The organism is Echinicola jeungdonensis (assembly GCF_030409905.1).
In the GTDB taxonomy this organism is placed as follows: domain Bacteria; phylum Bacteroidota; class Bacteroidia; order Cytophagales; family Cyclobacteriaceae; genus Echinicola; species Echinicola jeungdonensis.
The window spans coordinates 1,751,758-1,767,568 of the sequence record NZ_JAUFQT010000001.1 but is presented as its reverse complement, the minus strand read 5'-3'; the positions used below and the strand labels follow the sequence as shown (position 1 = coordinate 1,767,568).

Below are 15,811 nucleotides of genomic sequence, written 5' to 3'. Positions count from 1 at the left end.
AAAGCATCGCTAACCATGTTTAACTGCAAAAAAATGATACAATTATTGATGGTGCTGCTGGCTTTTGTAGCCTGTCAGGAAAAGGAAGACACTTCCCCCAAAATCCCGGAAACGGAAACCAGCAGTACTACTATTTACCCAAAACCACCTTCAGCCTGGGTTGGTACCACCAATCCTTATTACACCGCCGGATGGGTGGGAGATATCATGCCATTTTATGACAAAGGGAAATTCCATATTTACTTTTTGCATGATGCCAAAATAAAGCCCGAAGGAAAAGGGTTCCATTCCATCCACCAATTTGAAAGCACCGACCTTGTGGATTTTGATTATAAGGGAGAAGCCATCTCCTTTGGTAAAGCGGATGAACCCGATTTTGCCATTGGTACCGGATCAGTACTGCCCTATGAAGACGAGTATTTGTTTTATTATACCGGGCATAATGGCAACGAGGCTTTTGTTCAGCAACATCCACGGGAAAGTGTCCTTTTTGCCTCAAGCCAAAACCTTCAAAACTGGGAGAAAAACGAGGATTTTATCCTTACCGCCCCTAATGGGTATTACGACTATGAATTCCGGGATCCCCATGTGTTTTATAATGAGGAAGCCCAGGAATATTGGATGATCCAAAGTACGCAGTACCAAGACAGCAGAAAGGCAGTGCTTTTGCTTTTCACTTCCCAAAATCCACTCACCGACCCTTGGGAAGCCCAAGATCCACTATATGTGAGTTCAGAAGAAGAAGATTACCTGATGTTAGAATGTCCGGATATCTTCAAAATGGGGGATTATTGGTACCTGCTTTTTTCCGAATGGGGCATAAAGGGCACCCATTACCGGATGGCCGATTCCTCCACCGGACCCTGGCGGAAACCTGAGAACGACCGATTGGACGGCGAGTATTTTTTTGCTGCCAAAACAGCTTCGGATGGGGATAAAAGGTATGCCTTTGGCTGGACAGCCCGAAAGATGCCGGAAAACGACCAGGGAAATAAGCAATGGGCCGGAAATATGGTCATTCATGAATTGGTGCAGCAAGATAATGGTGAATTGGGTCTCAAAGCCCCAAATGCCATCAATGCCCTTTTTGACCAAGAAAAGCCCCTGGAAAGCCTATCCAGCACCGGCCAGGTTCAAAACAATTCCGATGATTATCAACTTGATGGCATGGCGGGTTTCTCCTCGGTAAACTTCGCTGAGCTGGAAGGAAGCCAGAAAATCAGTGCCCACCTTTCCTTTTTGGAAGGCCAGGGAGTAACTGGATTTGCCTTTGGCCTGGACAATGATTTTGAAAATGCTTACCGCATTGGATTTTTCCCAGAGGAAAACAAAATCAAGGCCTTCAATGGAACCAATACCCAAGTGGTGACGGAAGTGGATGTGGATTTAAGCGCTGGGGAAACTTACAAGGTGGAAATCATTTGTTCTGGCAGCATTGCCGTGATGTATATCAATGGCCAAGCCGCCTTAAGCAATCGAATTTACAGTATGCAAAACCAAAACTGGGGGATTTATGCCCAGAACAATTCCAGCACCTTTGGCAAATTGAAGCTAGCTGAAGAAAATCAATAAACCTCTTCACAAGAATTGAGATGGGATTAAACTAAAACCTCCCTTCTCAATTCTCATATCTAACCAAAACAAAAACCCAAAAATTATGACCAACCTAAGCAAACTGGCCATCTTTGTCATGGCCATCACAGGCTTGTTGTGCCCTTCATGTCAAATTGCAGATTTTCCTACTGGAGGGGACACGAGTACCGATGATCAAACGGTGGCATTATCTTCAGCTGGATTACAATGTGTGGCCCAAGCCGAAGAAACCGATTATCAAGTATATAAAATGAGCAATGACGGTTATCGCATCGGTGACCTGGCACCTTTTTATGATGCTTCAAGCGGGAAATTTATGTTGTACCATTTGAAGGACATTTGGGATGATCCTAGCAATCAAAGACATCCCATCCACGCATTTACCACTACTAATTTTTATGATTTTACCGAAAATGGGGAAATCATCGCTTCCAGCTCTGATAATTGCGCCCAGGACTTTGCCGTCGGCGCGGCCAGTTTTATCAAGGAAAATAGCACCTATTACGGCTTTTATACCGGCCATAACCCCAATTCAGGTTCCTGTGGCACTTTCCGGGAGGGGGTGATGCTGGCTACTTCCAGTGATCCAACTAGTAGTTTTGTTAAGGATACCACTTTTGCCACCATTAACGTGCCCTTAGGACAGGGTTTTGATGAAAATGATAATTTTCGGGATCCTTATGTATTCAAGGACAATGGCACCTTTTACATGTTGATTTCTGCCCGGAAGGATATCGGTGGCATCATGAAAGGTGTCATCATTTACTATACCTCTTCGGATTTGTATAATTGGACTTATCAAGGCGTGCTTTATGATGGTGGGCCAGATAATTACTGGATGATGGAATGTGCCCAGGTGATCCAATTCGGCAGCACCTATTATTTGATTTATTCTGATCAAATTGGAAAGCACCTGCTTTACCGAAAAAGCAGCAATCCCACTGGGCCTTGGTCTGCTCCCTCGGGCAATGACCGCTTTGCAGGGAAAGGAATATTCGCCGCCAAGGCCATTACGGATTCCTATGGGGACCATTACCTGGCCGGATGGACCAATATCCTCACTGGAAACACAGATGATGGCGATTGGGCCTGGGGAGGTAACCTGGTAGCGCATAAAATTTACCCCATGCCCAATGGAGACCTGGCAGCCACCATCCCCCATACTTTGGAAGCCTATATGCAAACCGACTCCGATACCATTTTGATCAACAGCCAATGGGGGGATGTTACCAATACCCAGCCTGGAGAACACTCCTACCGGATTATCAGTCAGGCAGATTTTGATGTGGCCAATGTGATTTTTGAGCCTATTGCGGAAGAGCGTTACATGATCAGTACCACCATGTCCTTTGACAGTTCGGCCAAGGATTTTGGCTTTATGATCGGGGCCTGTGATGGTTACAATGACTTTTATAGCCTCCGTTTTATCCCTTCTGAAAACCGCTTTAGTTTCGACAAAACCAACCGGGATAGCCTAACCACCACCAGTGAAGCGGTCAATGACGTTCCTTTAACCTTGGCAGCCAATACCAATTATGACATTAAAATTTTAATAGAAAACTCTATGGTAGTGGTGTATATCAACAATCAGGTGGCCCTCTCCAACCGGATATACAAAGCCAGCAATACCCACTGGGGCATTTTTACAGATCACAGCGATGTGACCTTTACCGATATCCGCATGACGCATCCTTAAATTCATTTGATAAACGGAAGTCGAGAAAGGCTTCCGTTTTTTCCTCCCTGCCCCCTTAATTCCCTTAAGGGAAACCCAACGCACCAATCCTAAATCGATATCCTTATAAATTGGAATCCATCCTTAAACGTCAGAACGAGGGCAGCCTCAAGGACAATTGCCGCCAGATGACTTTTTTTAACCTCTTCCTTAAATGTAAAAGCATATAATGATGAAAAAAGAATAAAACGGCAATCGGTATGAAGTCAAAAATTTTCAAACTCCTACTAGTCTCCAAACGGGAAGGGGATGCCAGCTGGTTTTTTGACATTTTTATAATTTCATTGATCCTTTTGAATGTTACCGCAATGGTGTTTGGGTCGGTTGAACCTCTTCGGAATAGCTATCCAACCGTTTTTAAATACATTGAAATAGTATCAATCATCATTTTTACGGTGGAATATATTTTAAGGGTTTGGACGGCCAACCTTAACCCAAAATTTAACAAACCTGTTATCGGTAATTTAAAATATGCATTTACCCCGCTCGCCATTATTGATTTATTGGCTATTCTACCCTTTTACCTTCCATTTCTGGGCATTGATTTGAGGGTTTTTAGAATTTTTAGATTGTTTAAAATTGCTAGGTATATTTCTGCTTTGACATTGATGCATCAGGTGATCAAACAAAAGAAAGAAGAACTGATGGTTTCCTTAATCTTCACCATGTTCCTTTTGCTTATTACCTCCACTTTGATGTATTACGTTGAACATGATGCCCAACCTGCAAATTTTTCCAGTATTCCGGAAACCATGTGGTGGGGAATCGCCACCTTAACGACCGTGGGTTATGGGATTTTTAACCGGTAACACCATTTGATAAAATTTTGGGGGAACCATTGCTATTATTGGAATTGGCCTTTTTGCATTACCGACGGGCATCTTAGCCTCTGGATTTTCCGATGAACTTTCAAGGAGAAAAAGCACCAATAACAATTGCCCTACTTGTGTCCAGGTGGTACAAAACAAATTCTGGAAAATTAGTAGGTATAATAAATTGAGTTTATTCTGGGATAGGTGATTTTATAAAAAGTAATCCAGATATTAACTTACACCAAAACTCCCTTCATGTCCATAATATTTGATCAAATTGATTTTTCTTATTCCAAAAATGAAGACCCTTTGATTCAAGGTTTTTCATTGGAAGCAGAGCCCGGGGACCGCTTGGCCATCAAAGGGGAATCCGGTACGGGAAAAACTACCATTTTCCGTTTATTATTGGGTTTTGAGATACCCGACCAGGGAACCATTTTATTTCAAAGAGAAAAATTAAATCCTTCAAACATTAAAGGACTTCGACAGCAGACCACCTGGCTGCCCCAGGATTTGGATTTGGGCCAGGGTCTGTTGAAAGAAGTTTTCTACCATCCTTTTCAATTTAAATCCAACCTAGCCAATTCCCCATCCGAAGAAACGGTTCTTGAAACTATTAATGAGCTGGGGTTACCACAAAAATTGTGGGTGGAAAAGTTTGAAAACCTTTCCACCGGCCAAAGACAAAGGGTAGGTATTGCCCTTTGCTATCTTTTACAAAAACCCATTTTGTTACTGGATGAACCCACTTCAGCATTGGATGATGCTTCCAAAGAAAAAGTAACCGAATTGCTTTATAAAAAAAAATCGCGGACCATCATCTCCACTTCCCACGATCCCTGGTGGCTGGAACGCTGTGAAAAAGTTGTTGAATTGAGTAATTAAAAACACTTATGGAAATCATCGACCTTTCCTGGTTTCAGTTGGGCATTGGCTTTTTGATCCTCCTTATCCCTGCCTATATCCTTTGGAAGTTCAAAACTGGATTAATCCAAAAACTGGGCATTGCCACTTTTAGGATGACCTTGCAACTGCTTTTTGTAGGTTATTACCTGGAATACCTATTTAAATATGACAATCCCTGGGTCAATGTGGCCTGGATCGTCATCATGGTAGGTGTGACAGATTTTGCTACCATTGATCGAAGTGAACTGCACCATAAAAGGTCCCTGCTACTTTCTGTCTTTTTTGCTACTTTTTTGGGTATTGGGGTCATTGACCTGTTTTTCCTTCATTTTGTCATCCAATTGCCTAATATCTTGGCCGCACAATATACCATTCCCATCACTGGCATGGTCCTGGGGAATTGCCTTCGCAGCAATATCATTGGCATCAATGCCTTTTATTTTGGATTGGACGAACACCAGGAGCGTTATCGCTTTTACCTGGCCAATGGCGCCAGCAGAAAGGAAGCCTTATTTCCGTTTTTCAGAGATGCCCTAAAAAAATCCGTTAACCCCAGTCTGGGCACAATGGCCACCATTGGTCTGGTATCTTTGCCGGGCATGATGACCGGCCAGATAATAAGCGGGAGCTCCCCCCTGATCGCTATCAAATACCAAATCATGATTATGCTGGCCATTTTATCGGGCACAGTGCTTTCCGTTTATTTAGGCATTGCCTTTTCTAACAAAATGGTATTTAACAAGCGGGATATGATGGATGGATCCATCCTCAATAAAAAATAGCAAGGTAAAAATTGACGGAAGAATTTTCACTTAAAAAGTGTTTCAAAAGCTAAAAAAATATAAGGGTGAAGTTTGCAACTTCACCCAACTGAACACTTTAATCGCCATGACTAAGAAGAATCAATGGACGACTTCTGCCATCTAAAATTAGAAATTATTACCTTTTATTCGGTTTCCTTACTCCATTTGATGGTACAACCAATGGCTTTTGTGGTTTCTACCGGCACAGGTTGCCCATCCAAGACAGCATCCACTGCATCCTCCACATAGGTCTCTGTTACTGCAGAGGCATCCTGGTAATTGTTATCTATGGCACCAATATATTTAACAATGTATTTCCCATCTTCTTTGTTTAACAGGAAAACATGGGGAGTTCGGGCCCCGCCATAAGCTTTGATGACCTCCTGACTTTCATCGTACACATATGGGAAAGGAAAATTCTTTGCCTTGGCCCTTTTCTTCATTTCTTCAAAACTATCACCTGGGCTGACCTGATCGTCATTGGAGTTGATGGCAATAACCGGATATCCTTTTGGGGCATATTTTTCATGCAACTGGATCATGCGATCCTCATAAGCTTTGACATAAGGACAGGTATTGCAGGAAAATATCACCAAAGCCCCCTTTGCATCTTCCATTCCTGAAAGGGAAATTTCCTCCCCCTCGACACTTGGAAGGCTAAAATCCATGGCTTCATCGCCAATAGCATAGCCGGAATCCTGGGCTTTGATAGCCGAAATGCCTCCAAAGACCATCAGAATCAAGGTTATAATCATTAATTTCTTCATGATTGTTATTGTTTAAGTTGTTTGATTAAAGATTGCAGTTCGGATTTCTCCAGCTCTCCTTCATGAAAATGCCTTTCCCCATTAGCCTTAATAAAAAGTGTTGCAGGAATTGCACCCGACCAGGTGGAGTCCACCTTATTGATCCATTTATTATAATCCACATCATCCAGGAGATAGACAGGAGCCTGAATATCGCGCTTTTCGATAAAATTATTGACCCTTTCGTGCTTCCTTCCATCATCCAGGGAGATAAAGAAAAGTTTAACCTCCGGATTAGCTTGCTTTGCTTGTTCAAAATAAGGCATTTCCCGGACACAAGGAGCACACCAGGTGGCCCAGAAATTATAGATCCGCAGTTTGTCTGATTCCTCAGCAGTCATTTGCTCAAATTCTTCAAAAGAGATGATTTTAATGTCAGAGCTTTCCTGGGAATACGCAGGGATTGTAAAAGCTAGGGCAAAAAATAAAGCAAAACCTAAAAGGATGAATTTCATAATTCAAGTATTTTGTTGCTAACCATTGAAAACGTAACTCAGAATAATTGGTTTAACCGTTCATCAAAAAGTCCAGAATTCCGAGTAAGTTAAAATTTTTATTATGCTTCAAATTGTTATTTCCACTTCCTGCTAAAATTGGGAAGCCAAAGAGATTTTCAAAGTGCCAAAGGCCTTTCAGAAAAAAAATCAGTAAATTATCTGATCATTTTTATTGCATCCTACAATTAAGCCCAAGAAAATGAAAACAACCAATAAACCCATTATCACCATATCAGCGGTTATTGCCTCCCCTGTTGAAAAAGTCTGGGAATTATACAATGGTCCTGCGCACATTACCCAGTGGAATTTTGCCATTCCGGAATGGCATTGCCCCAAAGCAGAAAATGATTTAAGGATAGGCGGCAAACTATGTTCCAGAATGGAAGCCAAAGACGGAAGTTTTGGATTTGATTTTGAAGCCACTTATGACGAGGTGATCCCTCATCAAAAAATAGTCTACACCCTTACAGATGGTCGAAAAGTCATGATCAATTTTGACGAACTGGAGGGAAAAACAAAGATCACTACCCAATTTCAGGCTGAATTAGAAAACCCAATAGAAATGCAAAGGGATGGCTGGCAAGCTATCTTAAATAATTTTAAAAATTATGCCGAAACCAAAAGTTAGGGATTAGTTGAATTAGGTACTTAATTCAATGGGGTTCCAGTAATGGTTTCCATTTACCCTCCAATTGAACGGCGGGATATAAAAATTGAGCATTTCCACCTAAAAATTGAAACTTAGATAATCGGCAATCTTCTTTAGCCCCTTATCTGAAATAAGGGAGATATTTACACACAAAATGGTGTAATTCCTTGGTGAACTTTTATGAATTTCAAGGAATGCAAAACAAGCTATCATGATTTTTTTCCAACTGGTGGACGAAAAAAAGTCATACAAACCATTGCTAAGATTCATCTTCCAATAGTAGGCTTAAAGTCGTAACTTTATAATAACCAAAAGGTTACAACCATGCCACTTTTTATGGCTTATCATCACATCCCATTGGGAAGCATTAATGAAGTTAAAAAAACCTATTTATCAGCCCTTCCTTTTCACCAACAATTGGAGATCTCTTATCACCAATTTTGGTTCAATGAGGAAGGAAGAGGTTTCTTTTGCTTGATTGAAGGCCCTGATAAATCAACCTGTAATTTGGCCCATGAACTTACCTTTGGCGAGGTTCCTATTGACTTGACCCAAGTGGAAGCCGGAAATTTTGCTCCAAAAAGTACCCAGAAGTTTACGGATTTTTTTCCCAATGACAAGGAAACGGATAGTCTTGGTTTCCGGGGGGTTTTGGTAATATCCATCAGGCCCATTACCCCAGATCCAATTTTTTCCAATAAAAGCCACAATTTGGAAGTTCCTCCTTGGGCTAGAGCCATTATCACCGAAAAATTGAGGGAATTTAGAGGCCGGGAAATAGGTCAAACCCAAGAGGAAAGTATAATTGGGGTATTCCATGATGTGAAATCAGCCTACCATTGTGCCAGATCCCTCCAACAGATTCTAATTCATAACCGGAATTTTAGCCCAAAAGTTATTTTCAAAATGGGCCTAAGTGCATCCAGCCCCTTTGGAGAAAAAACCAACTCCCTTTCCGCAATTATTCAGCAGGCACAAATGCTAAGTCATGTAGCTAAAGATTACCAGGTAATAATCTCCCCCCGAGCAGGAAAGGTCAACACCGAAGAGTTGTTTTTTAATGGGAATGGGGTAAAATGCTTGGCTCCATCTGATGAGAAATTCTTAACTAATGTCCTGAATTGTACAGAACTCCACCTTTCCAATCAAAAATTCACCATTCCTCACCTTTGCCAGATCACGGGGATCAGCAGACCCCAATTGTACCGGAAAATCACTGCCATCACCGGCCGATCTCCAAGTTTGTTTTTCAGGGATCTTCGATTAGAAAAAGCCTTTGACTTATTAAAGCAAAAGAGCGATAATGTTACCCAAATTGCCTTGGAAGTAGGCTTCAACAATCCCTCCTACTTTGCCAAATGCTTTACTGCAAAATACGGCTGCAAACCTTCTGCTATCCATCATCACAGTTGAATAATAAATCAACTTGCCGAATCCTAAAAAGAAAGAAAACTTTTCTTTCCTTGCCGGAATTTAAACCTTCCCAATCTTTTTCTTAAATATCTACCCACTCTATTTTCCTGATCAGATATTGGCATTTTTTGATCCAATAGTGTTAGCATCTTGACCAGAGAATGGAGTAAATTGAAATGGAAATGCCTTTAGTATTTTCCTCAAAAAAATTTCACCTAAATCCCAAAAAATCATGAGCCCAAGTACCATTCACAACACCAAAGTCGTCAAACTGAACGAAACTTTAGTCCAAGAATTAGAGCATATTGTAAGGGGAATGGTTATCACCCCTGACTCCCTGGAATATGATGAATCCAGAAAGGTGTATAATGGCATGATTGACCGTTATCCTTCCTTGATTGTCAAATGCAGCAACGTGGCCGATGTGATACATTGTGTCCAATTTGCCAAAAGCCACCAGCTCACTGTGGCAATAAAAGGAGGAGGCCATAATGCCGGAGGCCTGGGCATGGTAGACAATGGGCTGGTCATTGATTTATCCAACATGAAGGGCATCTTGTTTAATTTAGCTGAAAATACAGTCCGAGTAGAAGGGGGATGTACTTTGGGAGACCTGGACCATGCCACACAAGCTTTTGGGCAAGCAGTGCCCACCGGGATCCTTTCTACCACTGGCATTTCCGGATTGACTTTGGGAGGGGGTCTGGGCCATTTGTCCAGGGCATATGGCCTTACCATTGATAGCCTTCTTGAGGCTGATATGGTGTTGGCGGATGGATCATTTGTAAAAGTGGACCAGGAAAATCACCCTGACCTTTTCTGGGCCATCAGAGGTGGTGGGGGAAATTTTGGCATCGTAACTTCCTTCAAGTTTCAGATGCATCCAGTCGGTATTATCCAAGGTGGCCCGATGTTTTGGCCATTGTCTGAAGCCCGGGAAATCATGAAATTTTATAGAGAATTTATCCTGGGAGCTCCCAAGGAAATTTACTGTTATTTTGCCTTTTTGACCGTTCCCCCTGTACCCATTTTCCCAGAAGAACTTCATCTCAAAAAAATGTGCGGTTTACTATGGTGCAATATTGGGGATGAAGCCCGATCCCAAAAAGCCTTACAAAAGTTCAGAGACTTCAAAAAACCAGTATTGGATTATGTAGGCCCAATTCATTTTGACCATTTGCAAACCATGTTTGATGCCCTATATCCCAAAGGCCTACAATGGTATTGGAAAGCAGATTTTGTCAAGGATTTAAGTGATGAAGCCATTGAAGAAAACTTAAAACATGCGAATAATTTGCCCACTCCTCATTCTACCGTTCACTTTTATCCTATCAATGGTGCATCCCATGATAAAAGTAATACTGACACGGCCTTCTGTTACCGGGATGCCAATTGGGCCCAGGTCATTGTGGGGGTTGACCCTGACCCAGCCAACAAAGATAAAATCAGCCAATGGGCCAAAGCTTATTGGGATGGCATCCACCCCTATTCTGCCGGAGGTGCCTATGTCAACTTTATGATGGAGGAAGGAACCGACAGGGTCAAGGCTTCTTACCGGGATAATTATGAAAAATTGGCCCACATCAAAGCCAAATATGACCCCGATAATTTCTTTTCCATCAACCAAAATATCCCGCCTAAGCCAAATGCAGGAACATAATAATTAGGAGTGATGAAAAGAAAATTGATATTTTGGGGTTTGCTGATCATTTTGTTTTTTAGTTGTAATCCAAAAGAAAAAAAAACAGAAAGTTCAGCAACCCCTTCCATTAAAATTTGCGGAGCCCTTACGGTGGACACAGCTTGGTATGCTGGGGACAATAAAGCCCCTTTATTTGATGGACTGAATGTCCTTCACATTCCAATAACCACCTCTAACCCACTTGCCCAACAATATTTCAATCAGGGAATGGTTCTTTCCTATGGCTTTAACCATGCTGAAGCAGCCAGGTCCTTTTATTATGCCGGCAAATTGGATCCTAATTGTGCCATGGCCCATTGGGGCTATGCCTATGTACTGGGGCCCAACTATAATGCTGGTATGGAGAGTGATAATTACTCTAGAGCCTATAAGGCAGTCCAAAAAGCATTGGAAGCATCAGAAGAAGCCAGTCCAAAAGAAAGGGCAATGATAAAGGCCCTAGCGAAACGTTATAAGGCTACGGCCCCGGAGGATCGTACGGACCTGGATTTGGCCTATTCAGAGGCCATGAAAAAAGTATTTCAAGAATACCCAAGGGACCCTCATATTGGTGCTCTATATGCAGAATCCTTAATGGATATGCACCCTTGGGATTTGTGGGATAAAAAGGGTCAGCCCAAACCATGGACTCCTGAAATCCTGGATGCCTTGGATAAGGTTTTTGCCCTTGATCCCGATCATATAGGTGCTCACCATTTTTACATTCATGCGGTAGAAGCCTCCAAAAATCCAGAAAATGCTTACAAGAGTGCCCGACTATTTGATGATGACGCTGTGCCTGGAGCAGGCCACCTGGTGCATATGCCTTCTCATGTTTACATCCGCACGGGGGATTACCATAAAGGCACCCTGGCCAATATAAGGGCTGTTAAAGTGGACAGCCTTTATGTCACTGCATGTCATGCCCAAGGAGCTTACCCATTGGCTTATTTTCCCCATAACTACCACTTCATGGCTGCCACAGCTACTTTGGAGGGAAATAGCCAGTGGGCCATAGAAGGCGCCCAAAAACTTGCCGAACATACCAACACAGAAATAATGAAGCAGCCGGGATGGGGTACTCTACAACATTATTATACCATCCCATATTACGTTTATGTAAAATTGGGCCTTTGGAATAAAGTCCTGGCCATGGAAAATGAAGATTTGCAGCTTAAATATCCATCCGCTGTCAGGCATTATGCCAGAGGAATGGCCTATTTGGGCAAAAAGAATCTGGAAAATGCCAAAATGGAATTGGAAAAGCTGGATCAATATGCAAAGGATGAAAGCTTAAAGGAATTGACCATTTGGGATATCAATTCGGTCCATACCTTAATGCAGATTGCCACCCGGGTTCTGGAAGGTGAAATATTGGCCAGTGAGGGTAAATATGATCAAAGCATCCAATTGCTGAAGGAAGCCGTGGAAATTGAAGACCAGCTCAACTATAATGAGCCTCCAGACTGGTTCTTTTCTGTTCGGCATCATTTAGGTTCCGTGCAAAATGATGCTGGAAAATATGATGCTGCCATCAAAACCTTTCAGGAGGATTTGGAGAACCTCCCTAAAAATGGATGGGCTTTACATGGGCTAAAATGGGCCTATAAAAAAAGTGATCAAAGTGAAAAATTAGCTGAGGTAGAAAACCAATTGGCAACAGTATGGTCTACAGCGGATATTCAATTGGAAAATGCCAGGGTAAAATAAGCCATTTGTTTGTCTTCATTCCAGCTAAAAAATGAATATTAAACTTATGGATATCAACGCTTTCCATAAATATGTAATTCTAATTAACTGATAATCCATAGAAAACCTTTACCCTAATTATGAAAGATGATTTTGACTGGAGACAGTTTACGATCAAAATCCCTATTTCTGCCTCCCCTGATGAGGTTTTTCATTCCTGGACAAGCCAGGAAAATTTAGAAAAGTGGTTTCTCAGGCTTGCTGAGTTTACCTGCGCGGATGGTACCAGAAGAAAAAAGGAAGCACAAATTCAAGTGGGTGACACCTATAAATGGTTTTGGCATGGCTACCCTGACAGCGTGGTGGAGCATGGAAAGATCAAGGAAAATAATGAAAAGGACTTTTTGAAATTTACATTTGGAGAAGCCGGGGTGGTCAGCGTAAAAGTCAATCCCCATGAGCAGGGAAGCATGATCGAACTTAAACAAGAAAAAATTCCCCATTTTGATACCACGGAGATCAGTTATCATGTAGAATGTAAGTCAGGTTGGACTTTTTATCTAGCGAACCTTAAATCTATTCTTCAGGGTGGTATTGACTTGAGAAACCGGGATATGAGCTTAAATTTGGATTAAACTTGATCCATTATTTTTGTCCAAGCATCCATGCCCTCCTACTTAGAATCCTTAGAAAATGCTTTTTATAGCCATTCCAACCAGGAAATTGCCCAAGGGCAAAAGGCTTATATGAAAAATCAATTTGAGTTTTTGGGCCTTAAATCCCCGATTAGGCGGCCTCTTCAAAGGGAATTCTTAATAAAAATGGCCCTACCACCAAAAAGTGAACTGGAAAAAATCATCAAAACCCTTTGGGAAAAGCCAGAAAGGGAATTCCAGTATTTTGCACAGGAATTAATGGACAAGTACCAAAAGGAGATGACCAGGGAAGATATCTATTTATTGGAATACATGGTGTTGACAAAGTCCTGGTGGGATACGGTGGATTTTATTGCCAGCCATTTATTGGGAGCTTATTTCAAAAAATTCCCAGATGAAAGAGGACCTATGGTGGAAAAATGGTTGGCCTCCGGAAATATTTGGTTGCAACGTTGCTTCCTGCTATTTCAATTTAATTATAAGGAATCCCTGAACACTGATTTGCTGGAAAGTATCATCCAGCCCCTTTTAGGTTCAAAAGAGTTTTTTATCAATAAGGCCATTGGCTGGATCCTCCCACAATACAGTAAAACGAGTCCTCAGTGGGTCAGGGAATTTGTAAAAAACCACCCCTTGGAAAATTTGAGTGAGAGGGAAGCCATGCGATTGATAAAATAGATGGGAGATATTAGAATTGAGATTTTACGAAATAATTCCAGTCTCCAGACTGGAACTCCTACTAAATCCACTTTCTAAAAACCTTAAACTTTGCTCCTTGCTAAAGAAAACTACTACTTTTCCATTCCCTTCCTGAAAATCAAAGTATCCTGTTCATTAATCATGACCAGGTTTTCACCCTCAAAGGTAAAGGAGTACTCCCTTTCACTAATTTGCTCCAAAAAAACATGTTCTTTTTCCAGGTTGGGACAGGCCATTTTAGTGGAAATGATTTTGCCAAAAGCAATGCTGTTTCCTTCCAGGAAAATGTCGCCATTGATCCGGTTACAGCCGCCAAAACCATTAAAGCGGCTATTTTGCAATTCAAATTCCAGATAGGGGACCTTGCTTTTTTCTACCAAATTCTCCCAATTGATAGATTCCAGGGTCCAAAGGTTATTGAGTCGAAAATCACCCAGATAATCCCCACATCCTGCATATTCCTGAAATTCCTCTTCCTTACCGGTTTTCACCCATACCTTTACCTCATGGCCGAATTCTTCACCAGACAGGGTATCCTGGCCTTTCTTTCTAAAAATGGTCACCTGTAATGAACCATTTTCAGTCTCTGCCTGGTAACGAAGGACATTGGTATCTGGAGTGCGTATTGCCTCCGAAACCGGCGTCATGACTGTTTCCCCTTCCATAGGTTTGAAAACCATTTTTTTCCCGAAATCTATTTCCAGGGACCAAAAGGGCTCATTTCCTCTACCCCTAAAGTCAAATGTTGACTTTTTGACCAAATCCAGGGAAAAGTTATCAGGCATTGACTTATGCAAAACATAATATTGGGCCAATCTTCCGGATACCTCCTTTCCTGAATTGTCAAGCATTATTAAGCTATCCCCCTCAAACTTAAACTTGCGCATACTTTCCCTCTCGTATTTATCAGAAAGGGTCAAAATCCCCTTATTTGCAAAAACAATATTTCCACCATGGCTTAATATCTCCTCGCTTCTCTCCTGATAAACCACCTTCTCTGTATAGGTGGAATCAGGATTTATCTGTAATTCGTAACTAATTCCTGGACAATCCGCACAGGGCAATACCCCATAAAAAGTTCCCTTGGGCATATCCACTTTTTCCGGACTGCATCCAATGGCAACCATCAGGAAAAGCAAATAAAAATAAAATGCCTTTTTCATAGAACAATTGTTTTCTCCAACTTACAACAAAACTCAATCCAATTATTACCAGTTAAATTGATTTCCACATTAAGTCTCTATATATCATTTCAACCTATATTTGGGTTTTGTGATTCCAACCTGCAACCCTATGACAGCCCTTGAATCTTATCTTTGCACCTATTTTAATATTCCATCAAAGTACCTGGACGTATTGAGCCGGAAATTTGTGTACAGGACTTTGCCAAAAGGGGAATATTTTACCCGAAGCGGTGCTTATTGTGAAAAACTCAGTTTTATCAAAAGCGGTCATCTTAGAATATTCGAATATGAAGAAGGCAAAGACATCACCCAGTGGATTTCTTCCAAAGGGGAGTTGGTGACCGACCTTTCCAGTTTATTCTTCCATACTCCCGCCAGAAGAAATATTCAAGCATTGACGGATTGTGAATTATTTACAATTGAAAAAGAAAGTTACCGTCAATTAGCCAACATAGTTCCTCAGTGGCCTGAACTGGAGAAATTGTTTATCGCCAAATGCTTTTTGACCCTGGAAGACCGGGTTTTTGGTTTCTTATCTCTCTCTGCTGAACAGCGATTCCAACAAATTTTCCAGTACAAAAAAGAACTTTTTAATGAAGTTCCGCTGCATTATCTGGCCTCCATGATGGGGATGAGCGCGGAGACGCTCAGCAGGATCCGAAACAATGGCATTTCTTGATGTATATCA

Annotated in this window: 15 protein-coding genes; 12 read left to right on the top strand and 3 right to left on the bottom strand. The window is 41.6% G+C overall.

The features are described 5' to 3' along the window. Positions 1-33 precede the first annotated feature (33 nt). The 5 genes from QWY93_RS07600 to QWY93_RS07580 all read left to right on the top strand — a co-directional run bounded on the left by QWY93_RS07600 (position 34) and on the right by QWY93_RS07580 (position 5,828). A complete protein-coding gene (locus tag QWY93_RS07600) occupies positions 34-1,572 on the top strand; it encodes a glycoside hydrolase family 32 protein (RefSeq protein WP_290247579.1) in 1,539 nt (512 codons plus the stop codon). Between the two features lie 85 nt (positions 1,573-1,657). Beyond that, a complete protein-coding gene (locus QWY93_RS07595) occupies positions 1,658-3,289 on the top strand; it encodes a glycoside hydrolase family 32 protein (RefSeq protein WP_290247578.1) in 1,632 nt (543 codons plus the stop codon). A gap of 239 nt (positions 3,290-3,528) precedes the next feature. Beyond that, positions 3,529-4,137, top strand: a complete 609-nt coding sequence (locus QWY93_RS07590; protein WP_290247577.1) for an ion transporter — start codon at positions 3,529-3,531, stop codon at positions 4,135-4,137. 258 nt (positions 4,138-4,395) lie between these two features. Continuing rightward, positions 4,396-5,025: an ABC transporter ATP-binding protein gene (locus QWY93_RS07585; protein WP_290247576.1), complete on the top strand. Its 630-nt coding sequence runs from the start codon at positions 4,396-4,398 to the stop codon at positions 5,023-5,025. A gap of 8 nt (positions 5,026-5,033) precedes the next feature. After that, entirely contained in the window at positions 5,034-5,828 is a 795-nt protein-coding gene (locus tag QWY93_RS07580; protein WP_290247575.1) for an ABC transporter permease, read from the top strand. A 164-nt stretch (positions 5,829-5,992) separates the two neighbouring features. Here the strand turns inward: QWY93_RS07580 and QWY93_RS07575 are convergent, their stop codons facing one another. Beyond that, the gene (locus QWY93_RS07575) at positions 5,993-6,616 is read right to left on the bottom strand and encodes a thioredoxin family protein (protein ID WP_290247574.1); all 624 of its coding nucleotides are present in this window, start codon (positions 6,614-6,616) and stop codon (positions 5,993-5,995) included. Between the two features lie 5 nt (positions 6,617-6,621). After that, positions 6,622-7,110 carry a TlpA family protein disulfide reductase gene (locus QWY93_RS07570; RefSeq protein ID WP_290247573.1) on the bottom strand — a complete coding sequence of 163 codons (489 nt, stop codon included), beginning with the start codon at positions 7,108-7,110 and terminating at the stop codon, positions 6,622-6,624. 241 nt (positions 7,111-7,351) lie between these two features. On the opposite strand from QWY93_RS07570, the gene QWY93_RS07565 reads away from it, so the two are divergent. The 6 genes from QWY93_RS07565 (at position 7,352) to QWY93_RS07540 (ending at position 13,918) form a co-directional block, all read left to right on the top strand. Continuing rightward, positions 7,352-7,780: an SRPBCC family protein gene (locus QWY93_RS07565; RefSeq protein WP_290247572.1), complete on the top strand. Its 429-nt coding sequence runs from the start codon at positions 7,352-7,354 to the stop codon at positions 7,778-7,780. A gap of 345 nt (positions 7,781-8,125) precedes the next feature. Continuing rightward, the gene (locus QWY93_RS07560; protein WP_290247570.1) at positions 8,126-9,214 is read left to right on the top strand and encodes a helix-turn-helix domain-containing protein; all 1,089 of its coding nucleotides are present in this window, start codon (positions 8,126-8,128) and stop codon (positions 9,212-9,214) included. Between the two features lie 232 nt (positions 9,215-9,446). Beyond that, a complete protein-coding gene (locus tag QWY93_RS07555) occupies positions 9,447-10,874 on the top strand; it encodes an FAD-binding oxidoreductase (protein ID WP_290247569.1) in 1,428 nt (475 codons plus the stop codon). 12 nt (positions 10,875-10,886) lie between these two features. Further along, positions 10,887-12,605: a tetratricopeptide repeat protein gene (locus QWY93_RS07550; protein WP_290247568.1), complete on the top strand. Its 1,719-nt coding sequence runs from the start codon at positions 10,887-10,889 to the stop codon at positions 12,603-12,605. A 119-nt stretch (positions 12,606-12,724) separates the two neighbouring features. After that, positions 12,725-13,219 (top strand): SRPBCC family protein, encoded by a 495-nt coding sequence (locus tag QWY93_RS07545; RefSeq protein ID WP_290247567.1) that lies wholly within the window; start codon positions 12,725-12,727, stop codon positions 13,217-13,219. Positions 13,220-13,249: 30 nt separating this feature from the next. Next, the gene (locus QWY93_RS07540; RefSeq protein ID WP_290247566.1) at positions 13,250-13,918 is read left to right on the top strand and encodes a DNA alkylation repair protein; all 669 of its coding nucleotides are present in this window, start codon (positions 13,250-13,252) and stop codon (positions 13,916-13,918) included. A gap of 113 nt (positions 13,919-14,031) precedes the next feature. On the opposite strand, the gene QWY93_RS07535 is transcribed toward QWY93_RS07540, so the two are convergent. Next, positions 14,032-15,102 (bottom strand): copper resistance protein NlpE N-terminal domain-containing protein, encoded by a 1,071-nt coding sequence (locus tag QWY93_RS07535; protein ID WP_290247565.1) that lies wholly within the window; start codon positions 15,100-15,102, stop codon positions 14,032-14,034. A 130-nt stretch (positions 15,103-15,232) separates the two neighbouring features. Here QWY93_RS07535 and QWY93_RS07530 point away from each other — a divergent pair, with 130 nt between their 5' ends. Continuing rightward, positions 15,233-15,802, top strand: coding sequence for a Crp/Fnr family transcriptional regulator (locus tag QWY93_RS07530; protein ID WP_290247564.1), 570 nt, complete (start codon positions 15,233-15,235; stop codon positions 15,800-15,802). Positions 15,803-15,811 lie beyond the last annotated feature (9 nt).

Bases quoted from the DNA above. Each gene is read 5' to 3' on its own strand.
- QWY93_RS07580 (WP_290247575.1), top strand. From the start codon at position 5,034: ATGGAAATCATCGACCTTTCCTGGTTTCAGTTGGGCATTGGCTTTTTG.
- QWY93_RS07545 (WP_290247567.1), top strand. From the start codon at position 12,725: ATGAAAGATGATTTTGACTGGAGACAGTTTACGATCAAAATCCCTATT.
- QWY93_RS07595 (WP_290247578.1), top strand. From the start codon at position 1,658: ATGACCAACCTAAGCAAACTGGCCATCTTTGTCATGGCCATCACAGGC.
- QWY93_RS07550 (WP_290247568.1), top strand. From the start codon at position 10,887: ATGAAAAGAAAATTGATATTTTGGGGTTTGCTGATCATTTTGTTTTTT.
- QWY93_RS07565 (WP_290247572.1), top strand. From the start codon at position 7,352: ATGAAAACAACCAATAAACCCATTATCACCATATCAGCGGTTATTGCC.
- QWY93_RS07585 (WP_290247576.1), top strand. From the start codon at position 4,396: ATGTCCATAATATTTGATCAAATTGATTTTTCTTATTCCAAAAATGAA.
- QWY93_RS07575 (WP_290247574.1), bottom strand. From the start codon at position 6,616: ATGAAGAAATTAATGATTATAACCTTGATTCTGATGGTCTTTGGAGGC.
- QWY93_RS07530 (WP_290247564.1), top strand. From the start codon at position 15,233: ATGACAGCCCTTGAATCTTATCTTTGCACCTATTTTAATATTCCATCA.
- QWY93_RS07535 (WP_290247565.1), bottom strand. From the start codon at position 15,102: ATGAAAAAGGCATTTTATTTTTATTTGCTTTTCCTGATGGTTGCCATT.
- QWY93_RS07560 (WP_290247570.1), top strand. From the start codon at position 8,126: ATGCCACTTTTTATGGCTTATCATCACATCCCATTGGGAAGCATTAAT.
- QWY93_RS07590 (WP_290247577.1), top strand. From the start codon at position 3,529: ATGAAGTCAAAAATTTTCAAACTCCTACTAGTCTCCAAACGGGAAGGG.
- QWY93_RS07555 (WP_290247569.1), top strand. From the start codon at position 9,447: ATGAGCCCAAGTACCATTCACAACACCAAAGTCGTCAAACTGAACGAA.
- QWY93_RS07570 (WP_290247573.1), bottom strand. From the start codon at position 7,110: ATGAAATTCATCCTTTTAGGTTTTGCTTTATTTTTTGCCCTAGCTTTT.
- QWY93_RS07600 (WP_290247579.1), top strand. From the start codon at position 34: ATGATACAATTATTGATGGTGCTGCTGGCTTTTGTAGCCTGTCAGGAA.
- QWY93_RS07540 (WP_290247566.1), top strand. From the start codon at position 13,250: ATGCCCTCCTACTTAGAATCCTTAGAAAATGCTTTTTATAGCCATTCC.